Origin of the sequence: Nitratireductor soli (assembly GCF_001050155.1) — a bacterium.
GTDB classification, from domain to species: domain Bacteria; phylum Pseudomonadota; class Alphaproteobacteria; order Rhizobiales; family Rhizobiaceae; genus Nitratireductor; species Nitratireductor soli.
Map to the genome: position 1 here is coordinate 442232 of NZ_LFVY01000001.1, position 26351 is coordinate 468582.

Annotated in this window: 26 protein-coding genes and 1 tRNA gene; 10 read left to right on the plus strand and 17 right to left on the minus strand. The window is 64.0% G+C overall.

Features of this window, described 5'->3' with window-relative positions; translation table 11 throughout:
* Window positions 1-32: 32 nt before the first annotated feature.
* The 3 genes from lysA to argH all read right to left on the minus strand — a co-directional run bounded on the left by lysA (window position 33) and on the right by argH (window position 3093).
* Window positions 33-1304 carry a diaminopimelate decarboxylase gene (gene lysA, locus AB843_RS02155; protein WP_048645105.1) on the minus strand — a complete coding sequence of 424 codons (1272 nt, stop codon included), beginning with the start codon at window positions 1302-1304 and terminating at the stop codon, window positions 33-35.
* 126 nt (window positions 1305-1430) lie between these two features.
* Window positions 1431-1634 (minus strand): LPS translocon maturation chaperone LptM, encoded by a 204-nt coding sequence (gene lptM, locus AB843_RS02160; RefSeq protein WP_048645106.1) that lies wholly within the window; start codon window positions 1632-1634, stop codon window positions 1431-1433.
* Window positions 1635-1671: 37 nt separating this feature from the next.
* Window positions 1672-3093 (minus strand): argininosuccinate lyase, encoded by a 1422-nt coding sequence (gene argH, locus AB843_RS02165; RefSeq protein ID WP_048645213.1) that lies wholly within the window; start codon window positions 3091-3093, stop codon window positions 1672-1674.
* Window positions 3094-3125: 32 nt separating this feature from the next.
* Here argH and tlpA point away from each other — a divergent pair, with 32 nt between their 5' ends.
* Complete coding sequence (gene tlpA / locus AB843_RS02170; RefSeq protein ID WP_048645107.1) at window positions 3126-3806, plus strand: thiol:disulfide interchange protein TlpA; 681 nt, start codon at window positions 3126-3128, stop codon at window positions 3804-3806.
* A 65-nt stretch (window positions 3807-3871) separates the two neighbouring features.
* Here tlpA and AB843_RS02175 read toward each other — a convergent pair whose 3' ends face one another.
* On the minus strand, window positions 3872-4228 hold the full coding sequence (locus AB843_RS02175; RefSeq protein ID WP_048645108.1) for a 6-pyruvoyl trahydropterin synthase family protein: 357 nt from the start codon (window positions 4226-4228) through the stop codon (window positions 3872-3874).
* Between the two features lie 386 nt (window positions 4229-4614).
* Between AB843_RS02175 and AB843_RS02180 the strand changes: the two genes are divergently transcribed.
* The 3 genes from AB843_RS02180 to AB843_RS02190 all read left to right on the plus strand — a co-directional run bounded on the left by AB843_RS02180 (window position 4615) and on the right by AB843_RS02190 (window position 9868).
* The gene (locus tag AB843_RS02180; RefSeq protein WP_244467872.1) at window positions 4615-5052 is read left to right on the plus strand and encodes a putative pterin-binding protein; all 438 of its coding nucleotides are present in this window, start codon (window positions 4615-4617) and stop codon (window positions 5050-5052) included.
* Between the two features lie 20 nt (window positions 5053-5072).
* Window positions 5073-7490, plus strand: coding sequence for a putative bifunctional diguanylate cyclase/phosphodiesterase (locus tag AB843_RS02185; RefSeq protein WP_048645110.1), 2418 nt, complete (start codon window positions 5073-5075; stop codon window positions 7488-7490).
* A gap of 92 nt (window positions 7491-7582) precedes the next feature.
* Window positions 7583-9868, plus strand: a complete 2286-nt coding sequence (locus AB843_RS02190; protein ID WP_048645111.1) for an acyl-CoA dehydrogenase — start codon at window positions 7583-7585, stop codon at window positions 9866-9868.
* Window positions 9869-9874: 6 nt separating this feature from the next.
* On the opposite strand, the gene AB843_RS02195 is transcribed toward AB843_RS02190, so the two are convergent.
* From AB843_RS02195 to AB843_RS02225, 7 genes are all read right to left on the minus strand, one after another.
* Entirely contained in the window at window positions 9875-10756 is an 882-nt protein-coding gene (locus AB843_RS02195; RefSeq protein ID WP_048645112.1) for a 3-hydroxybutyryl-CoA dehydrogenase, read from the minus strand.
* Between the two features lie 195 nt (window positions 10757-10951).
* Window positions 10952-11881, minus strand: a complete 930-nt coding sequence (locus tag AB843_RS02200; RefSeq protein WP_048645113.1) for an electron transfer flavoprotein subunit alpha/FixB family protein — start codon at window positions 11879-11881, stop codon at window positions 10952-10954.
* A gap of 121 nt (window positions 11882-12002) precedes the next feature.
* On the minus strand, window positions 12003-12752 hold the full coding sequence (locus AB843_RS02205) for an electron transfer flavoprotein subunit beta/FixA family protein (protein ID WP_048645214.1): 750 nt from the start codon (window positions 12750-12752) through the stop codon (window positions 12003-12005).
* A gap of 191 nt (window positions 12753-12943) precedes the next feature.
* Window positions 12944-13711 (minus strand): rhomboid family intramembrane serine protease, encoded by a 768-nt coding sequence (locus AB843_RS02210; protein ID WP_048645114.1) that lies wholly within the window; start codon window positions 13709-13711, stop codon window positions 12944-12946.
* Between the two features lie 150 nt (window positions 13712-13861).
* The gene (locus AB843_RS02215) at window positions 13862-14443 is read right to left on the minus strand and encodes a cob(I)yrinic acid a,c-diamide adenosyltransferase (RefSeq protein ID WP_048645115.1); all 582 of its coding nucleotides are present in this window, start codon (window positions 14441-14443) and stop codon (window positions 13862-13864) included.
* Between the two features lie 19 nt (window positions 14444-14462).
* Window positions 14463-14663 (minus strand): twin transmembrane helix small protein, encoded by a 201-nt coding sequence (locus AB843_RS02220; RefSeq protein ID WP_048645116.1) that lies wholly within the window; start codon window positions 14661-14663, stop codon window positions 14463-14465.
* Window positions 14664-14683: 20 nt separating this feature from the next.
* Window positions 14684-15517 carry an SDR family oxidoreductase gene (locus AB843_RS02225; protein WP_048645117.1) on the minus strand — a complete coding sequence of 278 codons (834 nt, stop codon included), beginning with the start codon at window positions 15515-15517 and terminating at the stop codon, window positions 14684-14686.
* 100 nt (window positions 15518-15617) lie between these two features.
* Here AB843_RS02225 and AB843_RS02230 point away from each other — a divergent pair, with 100 nt between their 5' ends.
* On the plus strand, window positions 15618-16478 hold the full coding sequence (locus tag AB843_RS02230; RefSeq protein ID WP_048645118.1) for a YihY/virulence factor BrkB family protein: 861 nt from the start codon (window positions 15618-15620) through the stop codon (window positions 16476-16478).
* On the opposite strand, the gene AB843_RS02235 is transcribed toward AB843_RS02230, so the two are convergent.
* Complete coding sequence (locus tag AB843_RS02235) at window positions 16436-17347, minus strand: DMT family transporter (protein WP_048645215.1); 912 nt, start codon at window positions 17345-17347, stop codon at window positions 16436-16438. The two genes, AB843_RS02230 and AB843_RS02235, sit on opposite strands and share 43 nt — an antisense overlap.
* Before the next feature lie 258 nt (window positions 17348-17605).
* Between AB843_RS02235 and AB843_RS02240 the strand changes: the two genes are divergently transcribed.
* Window positions 17606-17896, plus strand: a complete 291-nt coding sequence (locus tag AB843_RS02240) for a hypothetical protein (protein WP_048645119.1) — start codon at window positions 17606-17608, stop codon at window positions 17894-17896.
* A 98-nt stretch (window positions 17897-17994) separates the two neighbouring features.
* Here AB843_RS02240 and gluQRS read toward each other — a convergent pair whose 3' ends face one another.
* On the minus strand, window positions 17995-18873 hold the full coding sequence (gluQRS, locus tag AB843_RS02245; protein WP_048645120.1) for a tRNA glutamyl-Q(34) synthetase GluQRS: 879 nt from the start codon (window positions 18871-18873) through the stop codon (window positions 17995-17997).
* Between the two features lie 102 nt (window positions 18874-18975).
* Here gluQRS and AB843_RS02250 point away from each other — a divergent pair, with 102 nt between their 5' ends.
* Window positions 18976-19620 (plus strand): DNA-3-methyladenine glycosylase family protein, encoded by a 645-nt coding sequence (locus tag AB843_RS02250; protein ID WP_048645121.1) that lies wholly within the window; start codon window positions 18976-18978, stop codon window positions 19618-19620.
* Between the two features lie 225 nt (window positions 19621-19845).
* Entirely contained in the window at window positions 19846-20403 is a 558-nt protein-coding gene (locus tag AB843_RS02255) for an HNH endonuclease (protein WP_048645122.1), read from the plus strand.
* Between the two features lie 13 nt (window positions 20404-20416).
* Here AB843_RS02255 and AB843_RS02260 read toward each other — a convergent pair whose 3' ends face one another.
* Together AB843_RS02260 and AB843_RS02265 are read right to left on the minus strand one after the other, a co-directional pair.
* Entirely contained in the window at window positions 20417-20926 is a 510-nt protein-coding gene (locus AB843_RS02260; RefSeq protein WP_048645123.1) for a disulfide bond formation protein B, read from the minus strand.
* A 9-nt stretch (window positions 20927-20935) separates the two neighbouring features.
* Window positions 20936-21517, minus strand: a complete 582-nt coding sequence (locus AB843_RS02265; protein WP_048645124.1) for a YqaA family protein — start codon at window positions 21515-21517, stop codon at window positions 20936-20938.
* Between the two features lie 159 nt (window positions 21518-21676).
* On the opposite strand from AB843_RS02265, the gene AB843_RS02270 reads away from it, so the two are divergent.
* Both AB843_RS02270 and AB843_RS02275 read left to right on the plus strand, forming a co-directional pair.
* A tRNA-Leu gene (locus AB843_RS02270) sits at window positions 21677-21761 on the plus strand.
* A gap of 46 nt (window positions 21762-21807) precedes the next feature.
* On the plus strand, window positions 21808-23445 hold the full coding sequence (locus tag AB843_RS02275; protein ID WP_048645125.1) for an AMP-binding protein: 1638 nt from the start codon (window positions 21808-21810) through the stop codon (window positions 23443-23445).
* A gap of 45 nt (window positions 23446-23490) precedes the next feature.
* Here the strand turns inward: AB843_RS02275 and AB843_RS02280 are convergent, their stop codons facing one another.
* Together AB843_RS02280 and AB843_RS02285 are read right to left on the minus strand one after the other, a co-directional pair.
* Window positions 23491-24765, minus strand: a complete 1275-nt coding sequence (locus AB843_RS02280; protein ID WP_048645126.1) for a GNAT family N-acetyltransferase — start codon at window positions 24763-24765, stop codon at window positions 23491-23493.
* The gene (locus tag AB843_RS02285) at window positions 24762-26192 is read right to left on the minus strand and encodes a lipopolysaccharide biosynthesis protein (RefSeq protein WP_048645127.1); all 1431 of its coding nucleotides are present in this window, start codon (window positions 26190-26192) and stop codon (window positions 24762-24764) included. Before AB843_RS02285 ends, AB843_RS02280 begins: the two co-directional genes overlap by 4 nt.
* Between the last annotated feature and the right edge of the window lie 159 nt (window positions 26193-26351).

Here is a 26351-nt window from a genome sequence, read left to right on the forward strand (position 1 = left end):
TGTGATCCGCGATTGCTACGCGCAAGCGGCTTTCACTCGGCCAGCCAATCGGGCAGCGAATCCAGCGCCAGAAGCTGCTCGTAGCTTGGGCGCGGACGCACCACATGGAAGCGGTCTCCGCTGACCAGCACTTCCGGCACCAGAAGCCGGGAATTGTAGGTGCTGGACTGCACCGCGCCGTAGGCGCCGGCCGAGCCGATGGCAATCAGGTCGCCGGGCTGCAAATGGGGCACGTCACGGTCGAGCGCCAGATAGTCGCCCGTCTCGCAGACCGGGCCGACCACGTCGGCGGTCATGCGCGCAGCGTCCGCCGACGCCTGCCTGACGGGGCGGATCGCGTGGAAAGCCTCGTACAGGGTGGGGCGGATGAGATCGTTCATGGCCGCATCGACGATGACGAAGTTCTTCGCCTCGCCGTCCTTGCGGAACAGCACCTCGGTAACCAGAATGCCGGCATTGGCGGCGATCAGACGGCCGGGTTCCAGCATCACCTTCAGGCCAAGCTTGGTGACATGCTTGCGGGCGACCGCCGCATAGGCCTCGGGCAGGGGCGGCTGGTCTCCGTCCTCCGCATAGGGCACGCCCAGCCCGCCGCCGAGATCCACATGCTCGATGGCGTGGCCGTCGGTACGCAGCGTCTGGGTAAGTTCGGTCAGCAATGCGAAGGCGTCGTCGAAAGGCTGCAGCTCGGTGATCTGGCTGCCGATATGCATGTCGATGCCTGTCACTTTCAGCCCCGGAAGCTGGGCGGCATGCGCATAGGCGGCGCGCGCTTCCTTCCAGGCGATGCCGAACTTGTTTTCCGCCTTGCCGGTGGAGATCTTCCTGTGCGTCCTGGCATCGACGTCGGGATTGATGCGCAGCGAGATGTTGGCGGTGACGCCCAGCGCCGTGGCGCGGGCGGACAAGAGATCCAGCTCAGGCTTCGATTCGACGTTGAAGCAGAGAATGCCGGCCTGCAGCGCCGTATCCATTTCGGCGGCGGTCTTGCCGACGCCGGAAAACAGGATCTTGCCGGCCGGGACGCCGGCGGCCAGTGCGCGGCGCAATTCGCCTTCCGAGACGACATCCATGCCGGCGCCGAGCGCGGCCAGCGTCTTCAAGACAGCCTGGTTGGAATTGGCTTTCACGGCATAGCAGACCAGCGCATCCAGCCCCGCAAAGGCTTCGGAGAAGACGCGGTAATGACGGGTCAGCGTGGCGGTGGAATAGCAGTAGAACGGCGTGCCGACGGCGGCGGCGATGGCCGGCACCGGCACGTCCTCGGCGTACAGCACGCCGTCGCGGTAATCGAAATGGTTCACGGAAACTGGCTTTCAGCTGGAAGTTAGGGTGCTTTTCGTGAATACAAGCTCACTCAAAACACCCTATCTGCTTGTTTTCACCGCATTTATGCGACGCCAAATGAATCCATTCGGCTGCAAAATGCTCTACAGCAACCTGTCGAGGATGAACGGGCGGTCGGCGACCGGCTTCTTTGGCGCCGCCGGCACGGGTTCGTCGTTCTGCTCCGCCTGTTTTCGCGCATCGATGGCCGCTTCATAGGGTGAATCAAGCGGCGCCTTGCGCCCGCAGGCGACCAGGCCCAGGACCAGGCCGAGCATGAGAAGGGTGAGCGTTCTGCGGGCCATCATGAGGCGTTCCGTTCCTTGAAAATGCGTGCGCTGCGTTTTAGCGGTTTTTTGCCGGGCTTGCATCCCGTTTCAGCCGTTTCTTCCAGGCGCGGATCTGGCGGCGCACCTCGGAAGGGGCGGTGCCGCCATAGGAGGTGCGGCTCCTGACCGAATTGGCGACCGACAGCACCGAATAGACGCCGTCGGTGATGGATGGGTTGATGGCCTGCAGGTCCTCGAGCGGCAGCTTTTCGAGGCCGCATTTCCTTTCCTCGGCCAGGGCCACGGCGCGGCCGGTCGCGTGGTGGGCCTCGCGGAACGGCAGGCCGGCCTCGCGCACCAGCCAGTCGGCCAGGTCCGTGGCGGTCGAGAAGCCGGCGCCGGCCGCCCTCTTCATCGCATCCTTGTTGACCACGAGATCGCCGATCATGCCGGTCATGGCCGCCAGCATCAGGTCGAGCGTCTCGGCGGCGTCGAAGACCGCCTCCTTGTCTTCCTGCATATCCTTCGAATAGGCGAGCGGCAGGCCCTTCATCACGGTCAGGAGGGCGATCAGGTCGCCATTGATGCGGCCGGTCTTGGCGCGGATCAGTTCAGCGGCATCCGGGTTCTTCTTCTGCGGCATGATGGAGGAGCCGGTGGAGAAGGAGTCCGACAGGCGCACGAAGCCGAATTGCGGCGTCGACCAGATGACGATCTCCTCGGCCAGCCGCGACAGATGGACGGCGCAGATGGCCGACAGGGAGAGGAACTCCAGGGCGAAATCACGGTCCGAGACCGTGTCGATGGAATTGCGCGTCGGTTCACGGAAGCCAAGCGCCTTCGCCGTCATGTGCCGGTCTACCGGGAAACCGGTGCCGGCGAGCGCGGCGGCGCCGATCGGGCTTTCGTCAAGCCGCTCGATGGCGTCGCGGACACGGCTGCGGTCGCGGCCGAACATCTCCACATAAGCCATCAGATGATGGCCGAAGGTGACGGGCTGGGCCGATTGCAGATGGGTGAAACCGGGCATGACGCTGGCCGCATGCTCCTCTGCACGGGCGACGAAGGCCTCCAGGAGCCTGCCGAGGGCGGCGTCCACACGCTGCAATTCCTCCTTCACCCAGAGCCGGAAGTCGAGCGCCACCTGGTCGTTGCGCGAGCGCGCCGTGTGCAGGCGCCCGGCGGCCGGGCCGATCAGCTCGGCCAGCCGCGCCTCGACATTCATGTGGATGTCTTCGAGCCGCGTGGAAAAGGTGAAACTGCCGGTCTCGATCTCTGACAGGATCGTGTTGAGCCCGTGAGCGATGTTTTTTTCGTCGTCCGCCGAAATTATGCCAGTCTTGGCCAGCATGGCGGCGTGGGCCAGGCTGCCGCGAATGTCCTGGGCGTAGAGTTTCTTGTCGAAGCCGATGGAGGCGTTTATCGCTTCCATGACGGCGTCAGGCCCTGAGGCAAAACGTCCACCCCACATGCGGTTGCTGGCTTGGTCTTCGCTCATCATGATAACCGGGTGTTCGTGTGGAAAGAAAAATGTCGAAGCAAAAACGGAAATTCCCGGCACTCCGCCTGATCGTCCTTGCCGTCGCCGCAGGCGCCGTCGGAGGTGCGATTGCGGTATACGTGAAGGGCGGCCCGGATGGCAACATCGCCGGTGCGCCGATGACGGTGGTGGCGGACGATGCGAGCTGTGCCGCCAAGGATGCGAAGGCCCGCGCGACGGGGCAGGCGGCCAGGGGCGAGGTCGCGGCCATGTTGGCCGCGCATCCGCCGCGTTCCATGAAATCCCTGGCCTTCACCGGACCGGAGGGCACGCCGATGTCCGTGGCGGATTTCTCGGGCAAGGTTGTCCTGCTGAACCTCTGGGCGACATGGTGCGCGCCGTGCCGTGAAGAGATGCCGGCGCTCGATGCGCTGCAGGAGGCGAAAGGGTCGGACACTTTCGAAGTGGTCGCCGTCAATGTCGATCGCGGCGATGACGAGAAGCCGAAAACCTTCCTCAAGGAAACAGGGATTCAGTCGCTCGGCTATTATCGCGACAGCTCGATGAAGGTTTTCAACGATCTGAAAAGCCAGAGCCTGGCGCTGGGCCTGCCGGCGACCCTGCTGATCGACGAGGAGGGCTGCCTGCTTGCGCATATGAACGGCCCCGCCGAATGGGCAAGTCCGGATGCCGCCCGGCTGATCGACACGGTCTTGCCAGCGCAGAACTGACCGGAGCCGATGACTTGCGCAGCGGCGTTGCCATTCGCGCAAGTCATTGTTTCAAGGACGTTTTTTCAGGCGGCTTGCTGGCGGCGATAAACGCAGCCTTCGGCCTGGCCGTCGGCGCCGCGCTTCAGCTCGACCCGGTCGAGCGTCGGAGATTTTTCCGCGAGCTTGTCGAAAATCCACTTGGCCAGATTCTCCAGCGACGGAATGGAAAGCCCGTCGATGTCGTTCAGGTAGGTATGGTCGAGAATGGCGTGGACCGCCTCGATCTGCTTTTCGACTTCGTACAAATTGGCGGCCCAGCCATAGACCGGGTCCGGATCGCCGACGAGGTGCACGGAGACTTTGAAGGAATGGCCGTGCAGCCCCGAATAGGGTTCCAGCTTGTGGGCTGCCTCGAAGGTGAATTCCTTGTATGTTTCCATTGCGCTCACTCCCAGGGACGAAGGTCCGTGACCTGACCTTAAGGCGGCGATCCCTGCGCGGATATGTGATTCCAGCAGAAATCGAGCCTGCGAATTCAGCAGTACCGCTGTTGACGCGGTTCGATGTATGATCGCTGCGGAATGGAGGTTTGGCACCGTGGTTTATGCCTGTCAATGCGCCGTCCGCGCGGAACCCCTTCTCGCGTGAAGCCGGCACAAGACATTAACCTCTTGTTGGTTAGCCGGCGCTACGATGCACGCATTCCCCTTCATACCAGCAGAGAGGCTTCAAAATGTCGACAGAACAGAAGTTTACACGAGGCTGGGTGGCGGTTGTCGCCGCATTTTTGCTCACTCTGGCCATGCCCGCCGCTGCCCAGGACGGAATGCTGCCGAAACCCACGGGAGACGTCATCCTGACGATCGAAGGGAAGATCGGCGCCACCAATGCAGACGGAGCGGCTGATTTCGACCTTGCGATGCTGGAGGAACTCGAGACCGCGAAGATCAAGACCAGCACGCCGTGGTTCAACGGTACCGTCGAGTTCGAAGGGGCTCTCCTCACCAGCCTGATGGACCGCGTCAAGGCAAATGGCGCGGAACTGGTGGTGACGGCGTTGAACGACTATCAGGCGCCGGTGCCGATCGCCGACTTTGCCCAGTATGGAACGATCCTGGCCTTCAAGCGGGATGGAAACTACATGCCCGTCAGTGACAAGGGTCCTCTGTTCATCATCTATCCCTATGATTCCGACGCCGAGTTGAGCACGCAGAAATTCTATTCGCGCTCGGTCTGGCAAGTTAGACGCTTGACGGTTCGATAGGCGCGAGACAGGCTTAGGTCATGTCTGCCTCCGCTGCGGAGATTTCGGGGCGCCGCACAGCCTCTCGCGTGGTGCAGACGGTGCTGACCATCGGCATCGTCGCCCTTGCCGTGTCGGCACTTTACATCTCCGTGCTGGTGTTTCAACGCCAGGAAGCGCTGAGCCAGATCTTCCGCTACAACATCGCCTTCAGCGCAAGCCAGGGCATGAACGAGCTGTTGCGCTTCAGGCAAAGGCTTGCGGGGCTGCTCGTCGACCCGCCGCAATCGACGAAACAGGATGTGGACCTGCGCTACCAGATCCTGGTCAGCCGCATGGATCTTTTTCAAAGCGGCGAATTCCTGGGTTTCGTGACGGAACTTCCCGACAATCGAAAAACCGTCGAGGACATGACGGAAGCCGTGCGCCGCATCGGCACGTTCATCAAGGAGATCGACAAGCCGGAGAATACTCTTCTGGCGCTGCAACTGACGGCGCCGCTGGAACCCAAGATGATCGCGCTGGCTTCCCAGGCCAATGAATATGGCGCCACGGCGCAGGCGCGCGACCAGCGCGAACTGCTCAAGCTGCACTGGATATTCTCCATCCTGGCGCTTGGCCTCGTGGTCAGCGGCTTTGTCTTCGTCGCCATGCTGCGCTGGCAGCACAGACTGCAGATCAGTGTCCAGCGGCGTTTGAAGGCGACCAATGAGGACCTCCTGCGCACCAGCGCCGAACTGGCGGAGAGCGCGGCGGCGGCGCGGCGCGCCAATGAAGAACTGATCACCCAGAACGTGCTGTTCAACACGGCGCTGAACAACATGTCGCACGGCCTGTGCATGTTCGACGCGCAGCAGAAGCTGATCGTCAGCAATCAGAAGATGGAGAGCATTTACAGATTCTCCCACAACCATCTGAAGCCGGGCGCGTCGTTCGCCGATCTGATCGGCAACATGGTCGCGGCAGGCGCGTGCGACAAGGAGGAAGCAGAGCGGATTGCCGCATTGCAGACAAGGCTCATCGAGCAGAATCGTTCCGACACGCTGACCCAGGAACTGGGAGATGGACGGACGATCCTTATTTCGCACCAGCCGATGAAGGGCGGTGGCTGGGTGGCGACCTACGAGGACATCACGGAGCGGCACAAGGCGCAGGCGCAGGTGGCCTATATGGCGCGCCACGACACGCTGACCGATCTGCCGAACCGCCTCATGATGCGTGAGCGCCTGGAGGAAACCCTGCGGCTCGGCGCGGAGCGTGCTCTGTCGACCGCGGTGATGTGCGTCGACCTGGACAATTTCAAGAGCATCAACGACACGCTTGGTCACCCGGCCGGCGATGCGCTTTTGCGCGAAGTGGCGCGGCGCATCAAGAATACCGTGCGTGAAATGGATGGTGTGGCGCGGCTGGGCGGCGATGAATTCGTCGTGGTGCAGGGCAATCTCGACGGCGCAGAGCAAGCCGTGAACCTGGCCAAAAGGCTGATCGCAGCGATCGACGAACCCTATCTGATCGACGGCCACCAGGTGCTGACGGGCGCCAGCATCGGCATCGCGACGACAACGAATGGCGAGGAAGCCGACGATCTGCTGATGCAGGCCGATGTGGCGCTCTACCAGGCCAAGGCCGATGGACGCGGCGTCTACCGTTTCTACGAAGAGGGCATGAACAAGCGGCTGCAGAGGCGCAGGACCCTCGAGGCCGAGCTTCGGGCAGCCAATCTCGATGAGCAGTTCCATCTGGTGTTTCAGCCGATCATCGACCTGGATGCCAACAAGGTGACGACGTTCGAAGCTCTGCTGCGCTGGACGCATCCCGTGCATGGGCAGATCCCACCCGACGAGTTCATTCCGATCGCCGAGGATACGGGCGCGATCGTGCAACTGGGCGAATGGGTCCTGCGGCAGGTCTGCCTGGAACTGAAGGTCTTGCCGGACAGCATCAGCATCGCCGCGAACCTGTCGCCGATGCAGTTCAAGCGCGACGATATCGTCGAGACGGTTGCCCGTGTTCTGGTCGAGACCGATACGCCAGCGCATCGATTGGAACTGGAGATCACCGAAACACTGCTGCTTGAAGACAATCGCAAGCTGCACACCGACTTGAAACGGCTGCGCAAGCTTGGATCGCGCATCTCGCTGGACGATTTCGGCACCGGTTACTCCTCGCTAAGCTATCTGCAGAAATTCGCCTTCGACAAGGTCAAGATCGATCGGCTCTTCATCAAGGATATCGCCAAGAGCGCCGACCAGGCGGCCATCGTGCAGACCATCGTCAACCTGGCCTTCACCCTGGGCATGACGACCGTGGTCGAGGGTGTCGAGAGCGAGGAACAATTGCGCATCATTCGCGCCATGGGCTGCGACGAGGCGCAGGGTCACCTGTTCAGCAGGCCGATCCGCTCGCAAGCCATCGCCGGCTATCTGGCCGAGCACGAGCGCAGACGGACGGCCGCCTGATCCCCGTCTTCGGCCCGGAACCGGAAGCGGCGCGGGCCGTTCGCCCTGTAGCAGCATGATTGTTATAGTGCACCGGACAATGGAGGCCGGCCATGAGCTTCACGACATTTCGCCGCAACCGCGTTTCAAAGCCGATCTTCAGCTGGGCGCGCAAGATCATGCCGCCCATCTCCAACACCGAACGCGAAGCCATCGACGCCGGCACCGTCTGGTGGGATGGCGAACTGTTCACCGGCAATCCCGATTGGGACAAGCTTCTCGCCATGCCGCCGGCCAGGCTGACGGAGGAGGAACAGGCTTTCATGGACGGGCCGGTGCGCGAATTGTGCGGCATGGTCGAGGACTGGACACTCAATTGGCGCGACCGTGATCTTTCGCCGGCCGTCTGGGATTTCATGCGCAAGAAGAAATTCTTCGGCATGATCATTCCCAAGCGTTATGGGGGCCTGGGTTTCTCCAACACGGCCCATTCCGAAGTGGTTCGCACGGTTTCGTCCGCCAGCATCGTTGCCGGTGTCACGGTGATGGTGCCGAACTCGCTCGGGCCGGGTGAATTGCTGATGCATTTCGGCACGGACGAGCAACGCGACTACTGGCTGCCACGGCTCGCCGACGGGCGGGAAATCCCCTGTTTCGGATTGACCTCGCCGCATGCGGGTTCGGATGCGGCGGCGATGACCGATACGGGCGTGGTCGAATACGGGATGTGGAAGGGCCGGAAAGTGCTCGGCCTGCGGCTCAATTTCCACAAGCGCTACATCACGCTCGGCCCGATCGCCAGCGTGATGGGGCTTGCCTTCAAGATGCACGATCCGGAAAATCATCTCGGGCGCGGCGAGGCGTTGGGCATCACGGTGGCGCTGCTGCCGACCGACACCGACGGCGTGCGCCATGGCGATCGGCACATTCCGCAGTTCACCTTTTTCCAGAACGGTCCGTTGCATGGCAAGGACGTGTTCGTGCCGCTCGATCACATTCTCGGCGGCGAGGCGCAGATCGGCCAGGGCTGGACGATGCTGATGACGGCGCTGGCGGCGGGACGCAGCATTTCGCTGCCGTCGCAATCGGCCGCATCGGCCGCCATGTGCGCGCGCGCCACGGGGGCCTATGCGCGGGTCCGCACGCAGTTCAATGTCCCGATCGGCCTGTTCGAAGGCATCCAGGAACCGCTGGCCGAGATCTGCGGCAATGCCTACCTGATCGACGCGGCACGGCGGGTGACGCTCGCAGCGCTCGACGAGGGGCACAAGCCTTCGGTGCTGTCGGCGATCATGAAATACCACGCGACGGAACGGATGCGCCGTTCGGTCGAGCATGCGATGGACATCCATGGCGGCAAAGCGATCATCGACGGGCCGAAGAACTATATGGGAGCGGCCTACCGCGCCGTGCCGGTCGGCATCACCGTCGAGGGCGCCAACATACTGACGCGCAATCTGATGATCTTCGGCCAGGGCGCGATCCGCTCGCATCCCTATATGCTGGACGAGTTGCTGGCTCTGTCGAACGAGGATCGTGAAGAAGGGCTCGACCGGTTCGACGCGATCTTCTGGAAGCATGTCGGCCACGCCTTCAAGACGGCTGGACGCGCTTTCGTGCGTGGCTGGTCGGGAGGGCTGATCGGCCCGTCACCGAAGAATGCGGCGATGCCCGGCCATTGGCGGCGCCTGTCGCGCCATGCGGCGGCGTTCGCGCTGATCTCCGATTTCGCGCTGCTGACGCTGGGCGGCGCGCTGAAGCGCAAGGAGATGATCTCGGCCCGGCTCGGCGACATCCTGGCGGAACTGTATCTGCTTGGCGCGGTCCTCAAACGCTTTGAGACCGAGGGACGCCAGGCCGATGACAGACCGATCGTCGACTATCTGATGCTGGCCGGCGAGGCGCGCATCGGCACGGCGTTTCGCGGCGTTCTCGACAATCTGCCGGCTCGGCCGGCAGCGTGGCTGGTGCGGCTGATCGCCTTTCCGCTCGGTGTGCCCAATCCCGCGCCTGCCGATCGGCTGAGCACGCGGCTGGCCGAGATCCTGCTCAAGCCCTCGGCGCAGCGCGACCGGCTGACGCCGGACCTTTATCTGGGCGGCGGGCATGACGAGCATCCGCTGAAGGATCTGGAGAAGGCTTTCCGGCTGGTGGTCGATGCCGCGCCGATCGACAAGAAAATGCGCGAGAAGGGCGTTCACGAGGCGCGCGATGCGCTGGATATGGGGCTCATCACCGACGCCGAGTTCGCGCAGATGACAGAGGTGCAGGCGGCGGTCGAGCGCGTGATCGCCGTCGATGCGTTCAGCATGGACGAGATTTCGGCGACGGCGGCCCAGCACAGGCGCACAAAACCCGCCGCGCGAAGGAAGCCCGCGCGGCGGGAAGCCGTCGAATAGGAAAAGTCAGCGTGTGGGAACCGGCGTCTCGCCGCGATAGTCGTAGAAGCCGCGTCCGGCCTTGCGGCCGAGCCAGCCCGCTTCGACATATTTCACCAGCAGCGGGCAGGGCCGGTATTTGGAATCGGCTAAACCCTCATACAGAACCTGCATGATCGACAGACAGGTGTCGAGGCCGATGAAATCGGCCAGCTGCAGCGGTCCCATGGGGTGATTGGCGCCAAGCTTCATCGCCGTGTCGATGGCTTCGACCGAGCCGACGCCCTCATACAGCGTGTAGATCGCCTCGTTGATCATCGGCAGCAGGATGCGGTTGACGATGAAGGCGGGAAAATCCTCGGCGACGGTGATCGTCTTGTCCAGGCTCTGGACGAAGGCGCGGGACTTCTCGAACGTGTCGTCCTCGGTGGCGATGCCACGCACCAGCTCGACCAGCTTCATCACCGGAACGGGGTTCATGAAGTGGATGCCGATGAAGCGCTCGGGGCGGTCGGTCTGCGCGGCCAGCCGGGTGATGGAGATCGACGAGGTGTTGGTGGCGACCAGCGCCTCGGGATTGAGGACCGGGCAGAGCTGGGCAAAAATCTTGCGCTTGACCGTCTCGTCCTCCGTGGCCGCCTCGATCACCAGATCCATGTTGGCCAGCGCCTCCATCGTCGTGGCCGGCGAAATACGGTCCAGCGCATCCTGGCGCACCTTGTCTTCCAGTTTTCCCGAAGAGACCTGACGCGCCATATTGCCGGAAATCGTCGCGATGCCGGCCTCGATGCGTTCGGCCGACAGGTCGTAGAGCTTGACCTCGTAGCCGGAGAGCGCCGCCACGTGTGCGATGCCGCTGCCCATCTGGCCGGCGCCGATCACACCCACTTTCTCAATCTTGCCTGTCATGTCGAAAAATCCCGTGGGGCGCCAACAGCACCCTTCGTCGCTATTGTTGCAGTGCAACCTAGTTGGGCAGGCGGGTGTCGTCTACCCCGCCGATCAAGAATCTGCGCCGATGCGCGGGTCGCAGCCCGGATAAGTAAAAGCCCCGCCGCGCGGGGAGGCAGGGCTTTGCGTTGACGATGTCGCGTCGTGCTTTTGTCAGAGCGCCTTTTCCAGCTCCGGCAGGACGTCGAAGAGGTCGGCGACGAGGCCATAGTCGGCGACCTGGAAGATCGGCGCTTCCTCGTCCTTGTTGATGGCGACGATGACCTTGGAATCCTTCATGCCCGCCAGGTGCTGGATGGCGCCGGAAATGCCGCAGGCGATGTACAGGTCGGGCGCGACCACCTTGCCGGTCTGGCCGACCTGCCAGTCGTTCGGCGCGTAGCCGGCATCGACGGCGGCGCGGGAAGCGCCGACGGCGGCGCCCAGCTTGTCGGCGACGGGCAGGATGACCTCCTGGAACTTTTCCGCCGAACCCAGCGCGCGGCCACCGGAGATGATGATCCGCGCCGAGGTCAGCTCCGGGCGGTCGCTTTCGGCGATGCGGTTCTCGACGAAGCTCGACAGGCCGGCATCGGCCGGCGCATTGGCGCTTTCGACCGCGGCCGAGCCGCCTTCGCCGGCAGCCTGGAAGGTCGCCGTGCGGATGGTCAACACGCGCTTGGCATCGGTCGATTCGACCGTCTGGATGGCGTTGCCGGCATAGATCGGACGCCGATAGGTCTTGGCGTCGATCACGTCGACGACGTCGGATATCTGCATCACGTCAAGCAGGGCTGCCACGCGCGGCATGACGTTCTTGCCGGTCGTCGTGGCCGGCGCGACAAACGTGTCGTAGCCGTCGGCCAGCGAGACGACGAGGTCGGCCATCGGCTCGGCAAGCTGTTCGGCCAGTGCATCGCTCTCGGCCAGCAGCACCTTGCGCACGCCGGCGAGCTTTGCCGCCGCATCGGCAGCTGCCTGGGCGCCCTTGCCGGCGACCAGCACATCGATGTCCGGGCCGATCTTGCTTGCGGCGGAAAGCGCCTTGGCGGTCTGCTCTGAAAGGCTCTTGTTATCGTGTTCGGCAATCAAAAGAATGGCCATGGTCCGTTTCCCTTCCGCTTGGAGCACCATGCGTCCATTCGGGCGCATAAAGGACGCTCCATCTTTTTGTTTCCCCGCATTTATGCGGACGTCAGATGATCCCACCTGACTGCAAAATGCTCTAAAGCACGCCGGCTTCGTTCTTGAGCTTGTCGACCAGCTCGGCGACCGAGCCCACCTTGACACCTGCCTTGCGGCCGGCCGGCTCCTCCGTCTTCAGCACCTTCAGGCGCGGCTTGACCGTGACGCCGTAGTCGCCGGGCGCCTTTGCGTCGAGCGGCTTCTTCTTGGCCTTCATGATGTTGGGCAGCGAGGCATAGCGCGGCTCGTTGAGACGCAAATCCGTGGTGACGATGGCCGGCAGCTTCAACTCGACCACCTGCAGGCCGCCGTCGACCTCGCGCGTCACCCTGGCCTTGCCGCCGGCGATCTCAACCTTGGAGGCGAAGGTGCCCTGGCTCCAGCCCAGCAGCGCCGCCAGCATCTGGCCGGTCTGGTTCGCATCGTCGTCGATCGCCTGCTTGCCGAGAATGACGATCTGCGGCTTTTCCTCGTCGACCACGCTCTTGAGGATCTTGGCCACATCGAGCGGCTCCACCGTGTCGTCGGTCTTTACCAGGATGGCGCGGTCGGCGCCCATGGCGAGCGCCGTACGCAGCGTTTCCTGGGCCTTCTCCGGTCCGATGGAAACGACGACGATCTCCTCGACCGTGCCCGCTTCCTTCATGCGGATCGCTTCTTCCACCGCGATCTCGCAAAACGGGTTCATCGCCATCTTCACATTCGCCAGCTCGACGCCAGAGCCGTCCGCCTTGACGCGCGGCTTCACATTGGCGTCGATGACCCGCTTGACCGGAACAAGGACTTTCATGCGCATTCACCTTCCGTGATGGGAACTTCGGTTCGGTTGCTGACTACCAGCAAATGCACCGGCCGGTTGGCCGAACGCCGACATGCGGGGGTGCTTTTTCGACAGGCCTCCCCTCGCATGGCGCGGCTCGCCGCCGGAGTTGGCGGGACCGTAGAGAGGCCTAACGTTCACGTCAATATGCTGGAGAGCTCCTATTGCCGGCCCCAGCGCGGCTGATCGCCTTCCATCGGTTTTCCCATGTCGGGTTTTTCCAGCACGACGGCTTCAGGGGCCTCGACGCGGCGGTCGAACAACGGCACGTCGCGCCGCCGCAGGAGGACGACCAGGATGGCTCCGGCGACGATGCCGCCGGCATGGGCCGCCCAGGAGACCTGATTCTCCGTGTCGATGAACAGCATCAGGAACTGAAAGCCGATCCACAAGGCCAGCACGATGAAGGCGGGAATGCGCAGTGGAATGCGGGCGAAGGCCAGCACCCAGATCTTCACCCGCGGATGCAGGATCAGATAGGCGGCGACGATGCCGGCGACGGCGCCCGAGGCGCCGATCAGCGGAGCGTTGGAATCCGGCGCGATGAAGCCGTGCATGTAGGCGCCGGCAACCGCGCAGGCGAGGTAGAAGATCAGGTAACGGAAATGGCCGAGCGCATCCTCGACATTGTCGCCGAACACCCACAGGAACAGCATGTTGCCGCCCAGATGCATCAGATCGCCGTGCAGGAAGGAATAGGTGATGTAGGTGAGAGGTTCCGGCACCCAATCCAATTCCGGCGGCAGCATTGCCAAATCGTTCGAGACGGAGGGGATGTAGCCGAGCCCCAAGGCGGCCGCGAAGGCGAAATCCTCGCCGGCGACGGTGGTCGCCAGATAGGCAATCACATTGAGCGCGATCAGCGCCAGCGTGACATATTGCCGTTTGATGTGCCGAAGGCTGTTGGCGTCATGCAGCGGTATGAACATCGGAGCCCTCGTTGCGGACCCCGATACGGTCCGTAAATCTTATCCAGACCGGTTCATCGTCGCATGGAAACGTTGCCCGCTCTACTTCTTTGTTTTCTGCATTCGTGCGGACGTCAGGTGAAACCACCTGACTGCAAAATGCTATAAATCTCATCGGTTCTGCCCGGGAACCCATAGCACGTCGCGCGCGCCATTGTCATTGACGGCGCGGGAGGCGACGAAGAGGAAATCGGAGACGCGGTTGATGTAGCGCAATGCCTCGTCGCCGACGATCTCCTCCGGCTTCGCCTTCAGCTCGACCATGAGCCTTTCGGCGCGGCGCGAGACGGTGCGGGCCAGATGCAGCGCGGCTGCCGCCGGCGTGCCGCCTGGCAGAACGAAGGAGCGCAAGGGAGCGAGATGCGCGTTCAGGGCGTCGATGTCGCGCTCCAGCCGCTCGACCTGGCTGTGGACGATGCGCAGCGGCTCATACTCCAGCTTTTCCCCGTTGTCGGGTGTTGCCAGGTCGGCCCCGAGGTCGAACAGGTCGTTCTGGATCGCCGCCAGCATGGCGTCGATGCCGGGATTGTCCCTGGCCGTGTGGATGCGCGCCATGCCGATGCAGGCATTGGCCTCGTCCACCGTGCCGAAGGCGGCGATGCGCAAATCGCTCTTCAGTCGCCGTTCGCGCGTGCCGAGCCCGGTCGTGCCGTTGTCGCCGGTGCGGGTGTAGATCTTGTTGAGCTTGACCATCGAACCTCTTGTGGAACCCTCAGCCGCCCCGCGACTTGGCGTAGTACATGGCGAGCACGACGAAGACGATGGCGACCGCCTGCAGGATGACGCGCGCCTGCATCAATTTGTTGGAGGTGCTGCCGGAGCCGCCGCGCATCATGTTGATCAGGCCGCGAATCAGAACGATGACGACCGCCATCATGACGAGGATCGCGAGGATGTTGAAGAGAGTGGACATGGCGGCTTTCTTTGTTCAGGTCAGCCCTTGTCGGACAGGAAGCGGTACAGCATGCGTGCCGGCAGGAGGCGTTTCAATGCGACACCGATGCGCGCCGGCGTCGTTACCACATAGTGCGGACGCGGCGCCGGGGAAACAAGCGCGTGCCGCAGCTTGACGTATACGGCCTCCGGCCCGAGCTTGAAACGCGACTTGGCGCCGCCCTGGCGCAGGCGGGCGAGCTGCGCCTGGTACGCCTCGCGGTGGACCGAGTTCTCGTGATCGATATGGCGCTCGAACCAGGCGAGCCCGTTGCTGGCGATGTTCGAGGCGATGGGGCCGGGCTCGATCAGACAAACGTGGATGCCGGACCCTTGCAGCTCGGCGCGCTGGCACAGCATCAATCCCTCGATGGCATGTTTCGAGGCGGCGTAGGCGCCGCGGAACCTGATCGGCACGAGGCCGAGAATGGAGGAGCAATGGACGATCCGGCCATGTCCCTGGGCGCGCATGACGGGTACGACGCGCCGCGTCAGGTCGTGCCAGCCGAAGACATTCACCTCGAACTGGTGGCGCAGCGCCTCGACCGGCAGATCCTCGACGGCGCCGGCCTGCGCATAGGCGCCATTGTTGAACAGCGCGTCGAGCGTGCCGCCGGTGCGCCGCAGGACCTCGCTGGCTGTGGCGGCAATCGAAGCCGGTTCGGCGTAATCCAGATACAGGGCTTCAACACCGTCGCCTTCCAGTGCCGCCATGTCGGCGTCGGTGCGGGCGGTGGCGAAGACGCGCCAACCGTCGCGCTGCAGGGCGCGGGCGCAATAGGCGCCGATGCCGGAGGAAGCGCCGGTGAGGAGAATGGTGCGTCGTGCGGCCAAGAAATATGCGCTCCCACTTGTGTATAAGCGTGAGGGTTTCACATATTGGCGGGGGCGAGACAATAAAAGGCATGCGAGGAATGATGATACAGGTGGCACAGTGCGCGGATTGACGGCCACGAGGCGCATCCTGGGGGATGCGTTCGGTCATTTCAACACGGATGACGGCTGGGCCATGTCGAGCCATGTGGCGATCTCGGCGCTGATGGCGCTGTTCCCGTTCCTCATCTTCGCCACGGCGCTGGCGAGCTTTCTCGGCGCCGACGCCTTTTCGGAGCAGGCCATCGACCTCATCTTCGACACCTGGCCGAAGGAGGTGGCCGAGCCGATCGCCAATGAGGTGCACAATGTGCTTGGCGTGCGCCGCGGCGGCCTCCTGACCTTCGGCGTGGTGCTCGCCGGCGTGTTCGCCTCGAACGGCGTCGAGGCGCTGCGCCTGTCGCTCAACCGCGCCTACCGGGTTACCGAGCAGCGGTCCATCTTACGGCTGCGGGCGCAGAGCCTGGTGTTCGTGCTGGTGGCGACGATCGGTTTCCTGGCGATCAGCCTGCTCCTGGTGGTGGCGCCGGTGGCGCTCAACATCGCCGTCAACAATCTCGAATGGATCGCGCCCTATGTGGGGACCATCACCTTCTGGCGCTACGTGATCGCCCTGACCGTGCTGGTGCTGGCGCTGATCTCGGTGCATCTGTGGCTGCCGGCGGGCAGGCGCAGCCTGTGGGAGGTGCTGCCGGGCGTTGCCTTCACGCTGCTCGGTTCGTTTGCCGGGTCGAGCCTGTTCGCCGCGTATCTCGGCCGTTTCAGCAATTATGCCAGCACTTATGCGGGGCTGGCATCGATCATGATCGCGGTGGTCTTCCTGTACATCATCTCGGCGGTGTTCATTCTCGGCGGCGAGATGAACGCCTCGATCAAGCGCTACCGGGAGGCGCGGGCGGTCGTCGGCGCCGGCAAGGGCTGAGCCGGCGGCTTTCGGGTGGCCAGCGCGACGCCGAAGGTGGTGATCGCCATGCCGACAAGCTGCACCAGGTTGAGCGTTTCGCCGAACAGGAGCCAGGCCAATAGCGCCGTTACAGCGGGAACGAGATAGAACAGCGAGGCGACGCGGGCGACCTCGCCCTCGCGGATGAGGATCATCAGCAGGAAGATGGCGCCGAGCGACAGGACCAGCACCAGCCAGGCCATGGCGAAGATCAGCTCGCCATTGATGGTGAACTCCTGATGCTCGAAGGCCAGCGAGGCGCAGAAGGCGACCAGCCAGCCGCCGGCATACTGGCAAAGCGTGACCGTGACGAGGTCGGCGCGCGAGACGAAATGCTTCTGCCACACCGTGCCGGCGCTCATGGCGATGACGGCGACAATCGCCGCGCCGACGGTCGCCAAGGTTACGCCGCCGCTGATCTGGTTGAACTTGGGCGACAGCACGATGGCGACGCCGACCAGGCCGACCAGCAGGCCGAACCAGTGCTTGCGGGTTACGGTCTCGCCGATGAAGGCACCCGCCATCACGGCCGTGAGCATGGGCTGCAGCCCGACGATGAGACCGGCGAACCCCGCCGGCAGGCCGTGCTTGACCGCCCAGAAGACGCCGCCGAGATAGAGCGCGTGCATCAGGATACCGGCGATGCCGGCATGCAGAGCATTGCGCAGGCCGATCGCCTTGGCGCCGAAAATGGGTATGAGAGCGAGGAGCAGGGCGAAGGACAGGGCGAAGCGCACCCACAGAAAGGTGAACGGCTCGGCCCAGGGCATCGCATAGCGGGCGCCGATGAAGCCGGTCGCCCAGAGGACGACGAAAAGGGCGGGAACAACCCGGGCGGAGTTCTTCATCGAGGCGGCCATCGGCTTGTATCGGGCGGGATAATACCGGCCTGCGCTGTAGCTGCTCCAGGAGAGCAAGAAAAGCGAAACATTTCCAAGCTATCATCAATCGCGCTGAACTGTTGTGTGCAGGGAGCGTCGGCGTCCGATTGGACGCAGGCGACCCAACACCTTGAATCTGCGCATCGTGCTTGCCGAAAATCGATGCCGATTTTCGGGCCGATGCGCCAGCGCGAACGGTTGCCTGAACCGGGCGGGAGTGCACGGATGCTGATGAAACTGGACACGAGCTGGCTGCTGTTCGCCGTCGCCGCGGTGACGATGCTGTCCTATCTGCTGTCGATGGCGCTGGACGCCGTCATGCGCGAGGATGGTTTCGGGGCGATGGGCAATGCGGGCATCATCACCATCGCGTTTTTCGCCACAGTCTACATGGCGAACGATTACGGCATCCGCTTCACCAGCCTTATGGAAGGGGCACTGGCGGGTTTGAGCGGCGCCTTCACCGCGCTCCTGGTGATGACCTTCGTCAAAGCCATCCTCAGGCGAATAATCTAGAGCATTTCCGCTTTTCTCCGAGTCGCGGAAATGCTCGATCTCTTTGTTTTTACGCAATTCCGGACGGAAAACCGGTTCCCACTTTTCCTGGAATTGCTCTAGCCCAGTCCCACCATGCGGGCGATGTCGGCCGGCGTCGCGCCGGTGGTGCGCAGGGCTGCCAGGCTGGTGTCGCCACGGCTTTTCGACAGTTTGCGGCGGTCGTCGTCGACGATCAGGTCGTGATGATGGTAGCTGGGGACCGGCAGACCGAGCAATTCCTGGAGCAGCCGATGTATGGCGGTGGCGTAGAACAGGTCGCGGCCGCGCACCACATGGGTGATCCCCTGCAACGCATCATCCACCGTGACCGACAGGTGATAGCTGGCCGGAATTTCCCTGCGGGCGATCACCACGTCGCCCCAGTCTTGCGGGCTGGCCGTGACGATGCCTGTTTCACCACGCGGGCCCTGGCCGGTTTCGTCCCATCTTGGCGCGACGCCGGCATGGGCCATGGCGCGACGCATGTCGAGCCGCCAGGCAAACGGCGCGCCCTCGGCGATCCGGCCTCGCCGCTCGGCAAGGCTCAGATGCTTGTCGTCGCCGGGATAGCGCGGCGCACCGTCGGGATCGCGCGGCCATGAGCGGCCCTCTGCCTCGTCGTGGGCGATGCGGGTCCGCACCTCGCCGCGGGTCATGAAGGCGGGGTAGACAAGCTCGGCGTCGATCAACTGCTCCAGCGCTTCCCGATAGTCGTCGAAATGGTCCGACTGGCGGCGTGCGGGTTTCTCCCATTCCAGCCCGAGCCAGGCGAGATCGCGGTAGATGCCGTCCTCGAAGGCCGGCGTGCAGCGGGTGACGTCGATGTCCTCGATGCGCAGCAGGAACCGGCCCCCGGTCTCTTGTGCCATTCGCCAGTTGACCAGCGCCGAATAGGCGTGGCCGAGGTGGAGCTCGCCATTCGGGCTGGGCGCGAAGCGGAAGACCGGCTTTGTCATGAGTGTTCGGCGAATCGGGTTGCGGTCGGCATGCAACGATTGCTACGGATTTCCTCCACTCGCAGCAAGATTGGTCGCAGCAAGATTGGTCCAAGTCGCCCCATGCGCCGCATCGAAACCGACAGCCACATTGTGGAGGGACTGGACGCGCTCGTGGTCGCTGACCCGCGGCTCGTGCCGGTCAGGGCCTTTGCCGGCGGCGTGCCGTTGCGGCGGACGCAGCCGGGCTTTGCCAGTCTCGCCTCGGTCATCGTCTCGCAGCAGGTTTCGCGGGCCAGCGCCGATGCGATCTTTGGCCGGCTCGTGGAGCGTGTGGCGCCGCTGACGCCCGTGGCGCTGCTTTCGGCCGGCGAGGAGCCGCTGATCGCCGCCGGCCTGTCGCGGGCCAAGCAGCGGACGCTGGTTGCCGTGGCACGGGCTGCCTGCGACGGGACACTCGATCTCGACGCCCTGTGCACGGTGGAGGCCGAGGAGGCCATTTCCCGGATGACCGCCATTCCCGGCATCGGGCCGTGGACGGCGGAGGTGTATCTGCTGGTCTCGGCGGGGCATCCCGACGTGTTCCCGGCGCGCGACGTGGCGCTACAGGCCGCCGTCGCTCATGCCTTCGGGCTTGCAGCCCGCCCCGATGCGCGGGCGCTGGCCGGGATGGCCGAATCATGGGCGCCCTTTCGGGCGGTCGCCGCGCGCCTGTTCTGGGCCTATTATCGCGAGATGAAGGGGCGAGAGGCCGCGCCCTTGCCGTAAAAGGCCGAAAAGCTGCGGGAATCCGGGTGTTTAGCGCGTCACAAAGCAAAATATCCGCTTCACATTCCTGTCATGGCGGGCTTACAGTATCCGCGTCGATCGACTTGAGCATCTTGCAGGCAAGCGGAACGGCTTGCCGTTCGCACGGTGCGGAGAACAAGGGAATAGCGTCCACCTGCCTGCAGGGCAGAGTGCGCGCTGGGCCAGTGAAGGAGCTCCAAGGACGTGACGATCGCTGCTTCGCCGGACGGCATGCCCGCTCTGGTGCTGAACGCGGACTACCGGCCGCTGAGCTATTACCCGCTGTCGCTGTGGTCGTGGCAGGACGCCATCAAGGCGGTCTTCCTCGACCGGGTGAATATTGTCGCCGAATACGAGCACCAGGTCTCCTCGCCGTCATTTTCGATGAGGCTGCCGAGCGTCATCAGCCTGAAGACCTATGTGAAGCCGTCGCGCTATCCTGCCTTCACGCGCTTCAACGTGTTTCTGCGCGACCGGTTCCAATGCCAATATTGCGGTACGCGCGAGGATCTGACGTTCGACCATGTGATTCCCCGCCGCTCCGGCGGGGTTACTTCCTGGGAGAACGTCGTGGCCGCCTGCTCACCCTGCAATCTCAGGAAGGGCGGGCTGATGCCGGCGCGGGCCAAGATGTGGCCGCAGCAGAAGCCGTTTCGCCCGACCGTGCACGATCTGCACAATAACGGCCGGCTTTTCCCGCCCAACCACCTGCACGAAAGCTGGATGGATTATCTCTACTGGGATGTCGAACTGGAGCCGTAAAGCCCGGCGAGCGTCAGCGCTTGAACGCTGCACGCAGGGCGATCGTCGCCCAGAGCGCACTTGCCAGCACGTTCCACCCGGCAAAGGACAGGCCGAGGAAACGCCCGGCCGCCTGGTTGCAGGAGGGGGGGATTACCGCGTTGAGCTGATCAAGCAAATTGCCGCCCGCCGAACCGCTCGGCATGACGGCGACGCCGCAATCGGCCGGGCCTTCCCACCAGCTCCATTCGACGCCGGCGTGATAGACGCCGAGGCCCATCCCGTAGAGCATCAGCGCGCCACCGGCGGCCAGCAGGCCGCGCGTGACGATCGGCGGCGCCTTCAGCCACGAGGCGATCAGCGCTAGCAGCATCAGCGGTGCGCCGATGTAGTAGGGCGTGCGCTGTTCGAGGCAGAGCATGCACGGGATATACCCGCCCAGATGCTGGAAGCCGAGCGCTGTCCCGACGGTTGCCGCCATGCCGATGGCAAGAAGGGCGGCGGCGCGTGTCTGCGTCTTGCCGGTCGGGGCGCTCAGGGACATGAAAAACCTCTAGAATACATAGCGGACGGCGACAAAGCCGCCGATCAGCAAAACCATGAAAAGGGTGAAAAGAAGGCCGAGATTCTTCTCGATGAAGATGCGGATCGGCGGGCCGAAATGATAGAGAAGCCAGGAGACGAGGAAGAAGCGCAGGCCGCGGCCGATCACCGAAACGATGACGAAGGTCAGCAGGTTCAATCCGGTCGCGCCGGAGAAGATCGTCAGCACCTTGTAGGGGAAAGGCGTGACCGCGGCGAAAAGCACGCCCCAGCCGCCCCAGGTGTTGTACCAGCCGGCGATCTGCTCGAAGGCGTTTTCCTTGCCGTAGAAGGCGAGGATCGGCTGGCCGATGGTCTCGTACAGAAAAGCGCCGATGAAATAGCCGAGAAGCGCGCCCAGCACCGAGCTGACGGTGCAGATCAGCGCATAACGCAGCCATTTCGTCCGCTCCGACAGCACCATCGGGATGAGCAACACGTCGGGTGGGATCGGAAAGATCGAGCTTTCGATGAAGGATACGGCGGCAAGAGCCTTTTGCGCATGTCGCGTCGCCGCCAGCGCCATGGTCCAGTCGTAAAGTTTGCGAAGCATCAAAGGCCCTCGGTGAGGGCATTTGTCTAGCCGCAGTCGCCGGTGCGCGCAACGGCGCTGATAAAAGAGACGGCAGGAGCGACAATTTGCTGGGGCAAAGTGTTGACGAGCACCGGCTTCCCCGTATAGTCCGCTGCCTGTCCGGCCTTTGGCGGCGGGGCCCCTGTGGCGGAATTGGTAGACGCGCTCGACTCAAAATCGAGTTCCGCAAGGAGTGCTGGTTCGATCCCGGCCAGGGGCACCAATCCGCCTGATATGTGCTGATCGGGCAGGGGAGGGACCCCGTATCCATGCTCGAACGGCGTGACAGCTATCAGGCGCTCCATGACGGGTTCCGCTGGGACATTCCGCAACGCTTCAACATCGGCACCGCCATCTCCAATCGGTGGGCCGCGCGCGCGCCGGAGCGCATCGCGCTTTACGAGTATCGCCTTGACGGAACCGCCGCGACGCTGACCTACGGCGCCCTCGCGGCGCAATCGGATGCGCTGGCCAACGGATTGCGCCGCACGGGTGTGACGCGTGGCGACCGGGTGGCGCTGCTCATGCCGCAATCCTTCGAGACGGCGATCGCCCACGCGGCGATCTACAAGCTCGGCGCGATCGCCGTGCCGCTGGCGCTTCTGTTTGGCATGGAGGCGCTCGAATACCGTCTGTTTTCCGCCGGCGCGAAGGCGGTCATCACCAATGAAGCGGGCCTTGCCAAGCTGACGCCGATCCGCGAACGCCTGACCAGCCTCGAGACCGTCGTTTCGGTCGATGGCGCCGACCGGGGGGCGCTGGATTTCCAGCGCGTCGTCGCCGACAATCCGGGACATTTCGCGGCTGAAGACACCGGTCCCGACGACCCGGCGATGATGATCTTCACGTCCGGTACGACCGGTCCGCCGAAGGGCGCGCTGCATGGGCATCGTGTGCTGCTCGGCCACCTGCCGGGCGTTCAGTTTCACCACGAGTTCCTGCCGCAGGACGGCGATCTGTTGTGGACGCCGGCCGATTGGGCGTGGGCAGGCGGCCTGCTCAACGTGCTGCTTCCCGGCCTCTATCTCGGCGTGCCGGTGGTGGCGGGACGATTCGAGAAGTTCGATCCCGAAACGGCGCTCGGATTGATGGAGAAGATGAAGGTGCGCAACGCCTTCGTTCCGCCAACGGCGCTCAGGATGCTGAAGACGGTGCCGGAGATCGGCCGGCGCTTCGATCTTTCGCTGCGCACGGTCGGCTCGGGCGGCGAGGCGCTTGGCCGCGAAACGTTCGAATGGGCGCGTGCCGAGCTTGGCCTCGCCATCAACGAATTCTACGGCCAGACCGAGTGCAATCTGGTCCTGTCCTCATGCCATGCGCTGGGCGTCGGGCGGCCCGGCGCCATCGGCTTGCCGGTGCCGGGGCACCAGGTGGCGGTCATCGATGGCGAGGGTCGGCCAGCCAGGATCGGCGAGGCGGGCGACATCGCCGTGCGGCGCCCCGATCCCGTGATGTTCCTGCACTATTGGCAGAACGAGAAGGCGACGCGCGAGAAATTCATCGGCGACTGGATGACCACCGGTGACCAGGGCATGCGCGACGCGGACGGCTATGTGCATTTCGTCGGGCGCGACGACGACGTGATCACATCGTCCGGCTATCGCATCGGCCCGACCGAGATCGAGGATTGTTTGACCGGCCATCCGCAGGTCGCTCTGGCGGCCGCGGTCGGCAAGCCGGACCCGATGCGCACCGAGATCGTCAAGGCGTATATCGTTCTGCGCGCCGGGGTGGAGCCGAGCGATGCGCTTGCCGAGGAAATCCGCCTTTGGGTTCGCGAACGGCTTTCAGCGCATGAATATCCGCGCGAGGTGGCGTTCGTCGAATCGATGCCGCTGACAACGACGGGCAAGGTCATCCGGCGCATCTTTCGCGATCAGGCACGGCGCGAGGCCGATGCCGGATAGGGCGCGGCACGAGCCACTCGGCCACGCAGCATGGCGGCGCCGGGGTCAGCCCGGTTTGCGACGCAAGCGGTTGCGCAGGATGCGCAGCGTGTTGCGGGTGCGGCGGTAGAGGCTCAGTTGCGCTGCCGCCTTGCGCACATGGCGGTCGGCATCCGGCGTCAGTCCGATGACGATCGTGCCGAGCGGGCGACGCTCGCTCCACAACCGGCTCATGACGGGGTGATCCGGCACGGCGCATGAATCGGTGACCGTGATGTTCGGGTCGTCGAGGTGGTTCTTGGTGACCTCGATCATCAGCAGCGTTCCAGGCGAGAACGCCGACAGGGTCTCGTCATAAGCGGTTTTCCAGGTGTAGGCGGTGCCGTTCTCGATGAAGACGATGAGACAGGCGATGACCGTCTCATCGAGGGTCAGCATGTGAACGCGGCACAGGTCGCGTTCGGCCAGGCGATGCACAGCCTCGCGGGCGAAAGCGGCGCGATAGCGGTCGATGGCCATGGCGGTGCGCTCGCGCCCCTTCCAGCCGGCGGCTTCCAGCGTGAGGAAGGCTTCGACCCCATGGCGGATTTCATCGGGGTGGCGGGCGATGCGGTACTCCAGGCTGCCTGTCTCCGACAAACGCCGCTTCAGGCGGCGGAACTCGCGGTGGTGGTGAGCGCGCAACGACGCCTTGAGATAGGTTTCGCCGTCTTCCTGGCTCTGCAGGATCGGCCGTTCAACCCGGTTGGTTATCTGGAAGGGCAGGTTTCGGGCATCGGCAACCGTGCGCAGCATGGCCGTGAACGGGCCGTCGAGCCGCACGTCGGGCATCACGAACACCTTTGGCAGGTGCAAATGCGGCCGCGCCAGCATGGCGAAGAAGTCCTCGATGACGCCGGCCGGATCGTCGTAATCCACCAACGGCGTGCCGAGCGGGCCATACGGGCTTGCCCAGGTGCGCAGCACCGGAACGCTGAGTGGCAGGGCCGGACGCTCGACGGAGAAGGGCACGAGAAGGCGCAGGCGGCTCTTGGCCTCGGTGCCGTCGCGGATGACGGCCAGCCGCACTTCGCGGTCCTCCAGGCGCGGCATTGCCGGAGCCAGGAAGCGCGGGTTGAAGAAGATGTTCGATTCGATCGAACGGGCCGCCAGGTAGTCGAGTTCCTCGACCAGGTCGAAGCCGGCGGCGGCCGGATAAATGGCAAGCTTGCGCTCCGGGCGCTGGCTCGCCAGCAGTTCGAGTTGCGCCCGATCGGCATTTTCGGCGAGCCCGGCGAATTCGTCGATCATCGCGCCCGACGCGCTGCCGCTCAACTCCTCCAACAGGGGGGGTACACTCATATCCCGACCTCGGTTTTCTTCAGGGGCTCGGCCTTCTTGAGGGGAAGGAAGATCAGCATGGCAATCCCGAGCTTGCGCCACACGGTGACGGACAGAATGACCGCTTCAAACAGCATGGCAACGCCAGTCGCCAGCGCCGCGCCCCACAGGCCGTATAGCGGGATCAAAAGCATGTTGAGGCCGATGTTGATCGCCAGCGTGGCGGCATAGACGGCGGCGCAGATCTTCTGGTGGCCGCTCATGGTCAGGAGGCTTTCGGCCGGTCCTACCGCCGAGCGGGCGACAACGCAGGTGACCAGCAGGAAGAGAAGCGGGTAACCCTCGGTGAACGCCGCGCCGAACAGCATCAGCATCGGCTTGCCCACCAGCAGCACGACAATGCCCATGGCCAGCGACGGCCAGAAGGTCCAGCCCACGGTTTCGCGGGCGAAGGTTTCGAGCCCGGCACGGTCGCCTCCATGCATGAAGGAAGCGTAGCGCTGGGCAACGCCCGCCTTGACGGCGAAATAGACGAAATGGACCAGGGCCAGCGTCTTCACGGTGGCGAAATAGACGGCGACGTCGGTCGGCGCCATGTAGCGGCCGACCATCAGAACGTCGGCATTGGTGAGGAGGAAGAAGAAGCTCTCGACGAGGAAGATGGGCAGCGAGACGGCGGTCCATTCGCGCATGCGGAAGCTGGGCCTGCCGGCCGGCAGCTTGCGGTCGACCCGGGTCGTGACGCTGACGAACTGCAGCAGCGTCGTCAGATAGGTGGCAAGGATCGCGGCGAACATGGCGGTCCTGGCATCCGCCGGGTAGCCGGCAAAGAGGGCGATCGCCATGAACAGCAGGATCAGCAGCGGGCGAACGAAATAGGTGGGCATCAGCGCCCATATGACCCAGGCATTGGCGCGCGACACGCCTTGCATCAGGTCGCTCAGCGCTGCCATGGGCAGGCAGATCAGGCCGAGATAGAATGGCACCACATAATAGGATTCGATGGACGGAGCGAAGTACCAGAGTCCGAGAATGCCGATGGCGGCGAACAGGGTGGATGAGCCGAGGACGAACAGTCGGCTGGCCAGGTTGATGCCGCGCAGCGCGGCGAATTCTCCCTTGGCGCGGTACTCGGGGATGAAGCGGATGACCGAGGTGTGAAAGCCAAGGCAGGAAATATTGCCGAGGATGATCATCGTCACCCAGACGAGGACGAAGATGCCGTACTCGAACTCGCCCATCCAGCGGGCCAGGAAGACCTGACTGAAGAAGGCAATCGCCGCGTTGACAATGCGGATGGTGAAGGCGATGAGCGCGTTGCGGCCGGCTTCGCCACGCGCGTCTGGCGCCGAAATGAGCGCATCGATCCGTGCGAGAAAAGGCTGCGCGCGCGCCGACAGCCGCTCCGGAAGGAGGCGTTCACCAGCCGTTGCAACTGAAAAGCGCACGCAACCACACTCCGCCGTGACCCTGGCCGCGAAGCATCCGCGCCGCGCGCGGAACTCCTGCGTCCCCACATGGCGCGCGCCCGCACCGGGAACGTCTCGTTCTCCGGCTCGGGCTCCGCTCCATGCGCCGGGACGCTAGCCCAAAGTCTTTAAGAAACG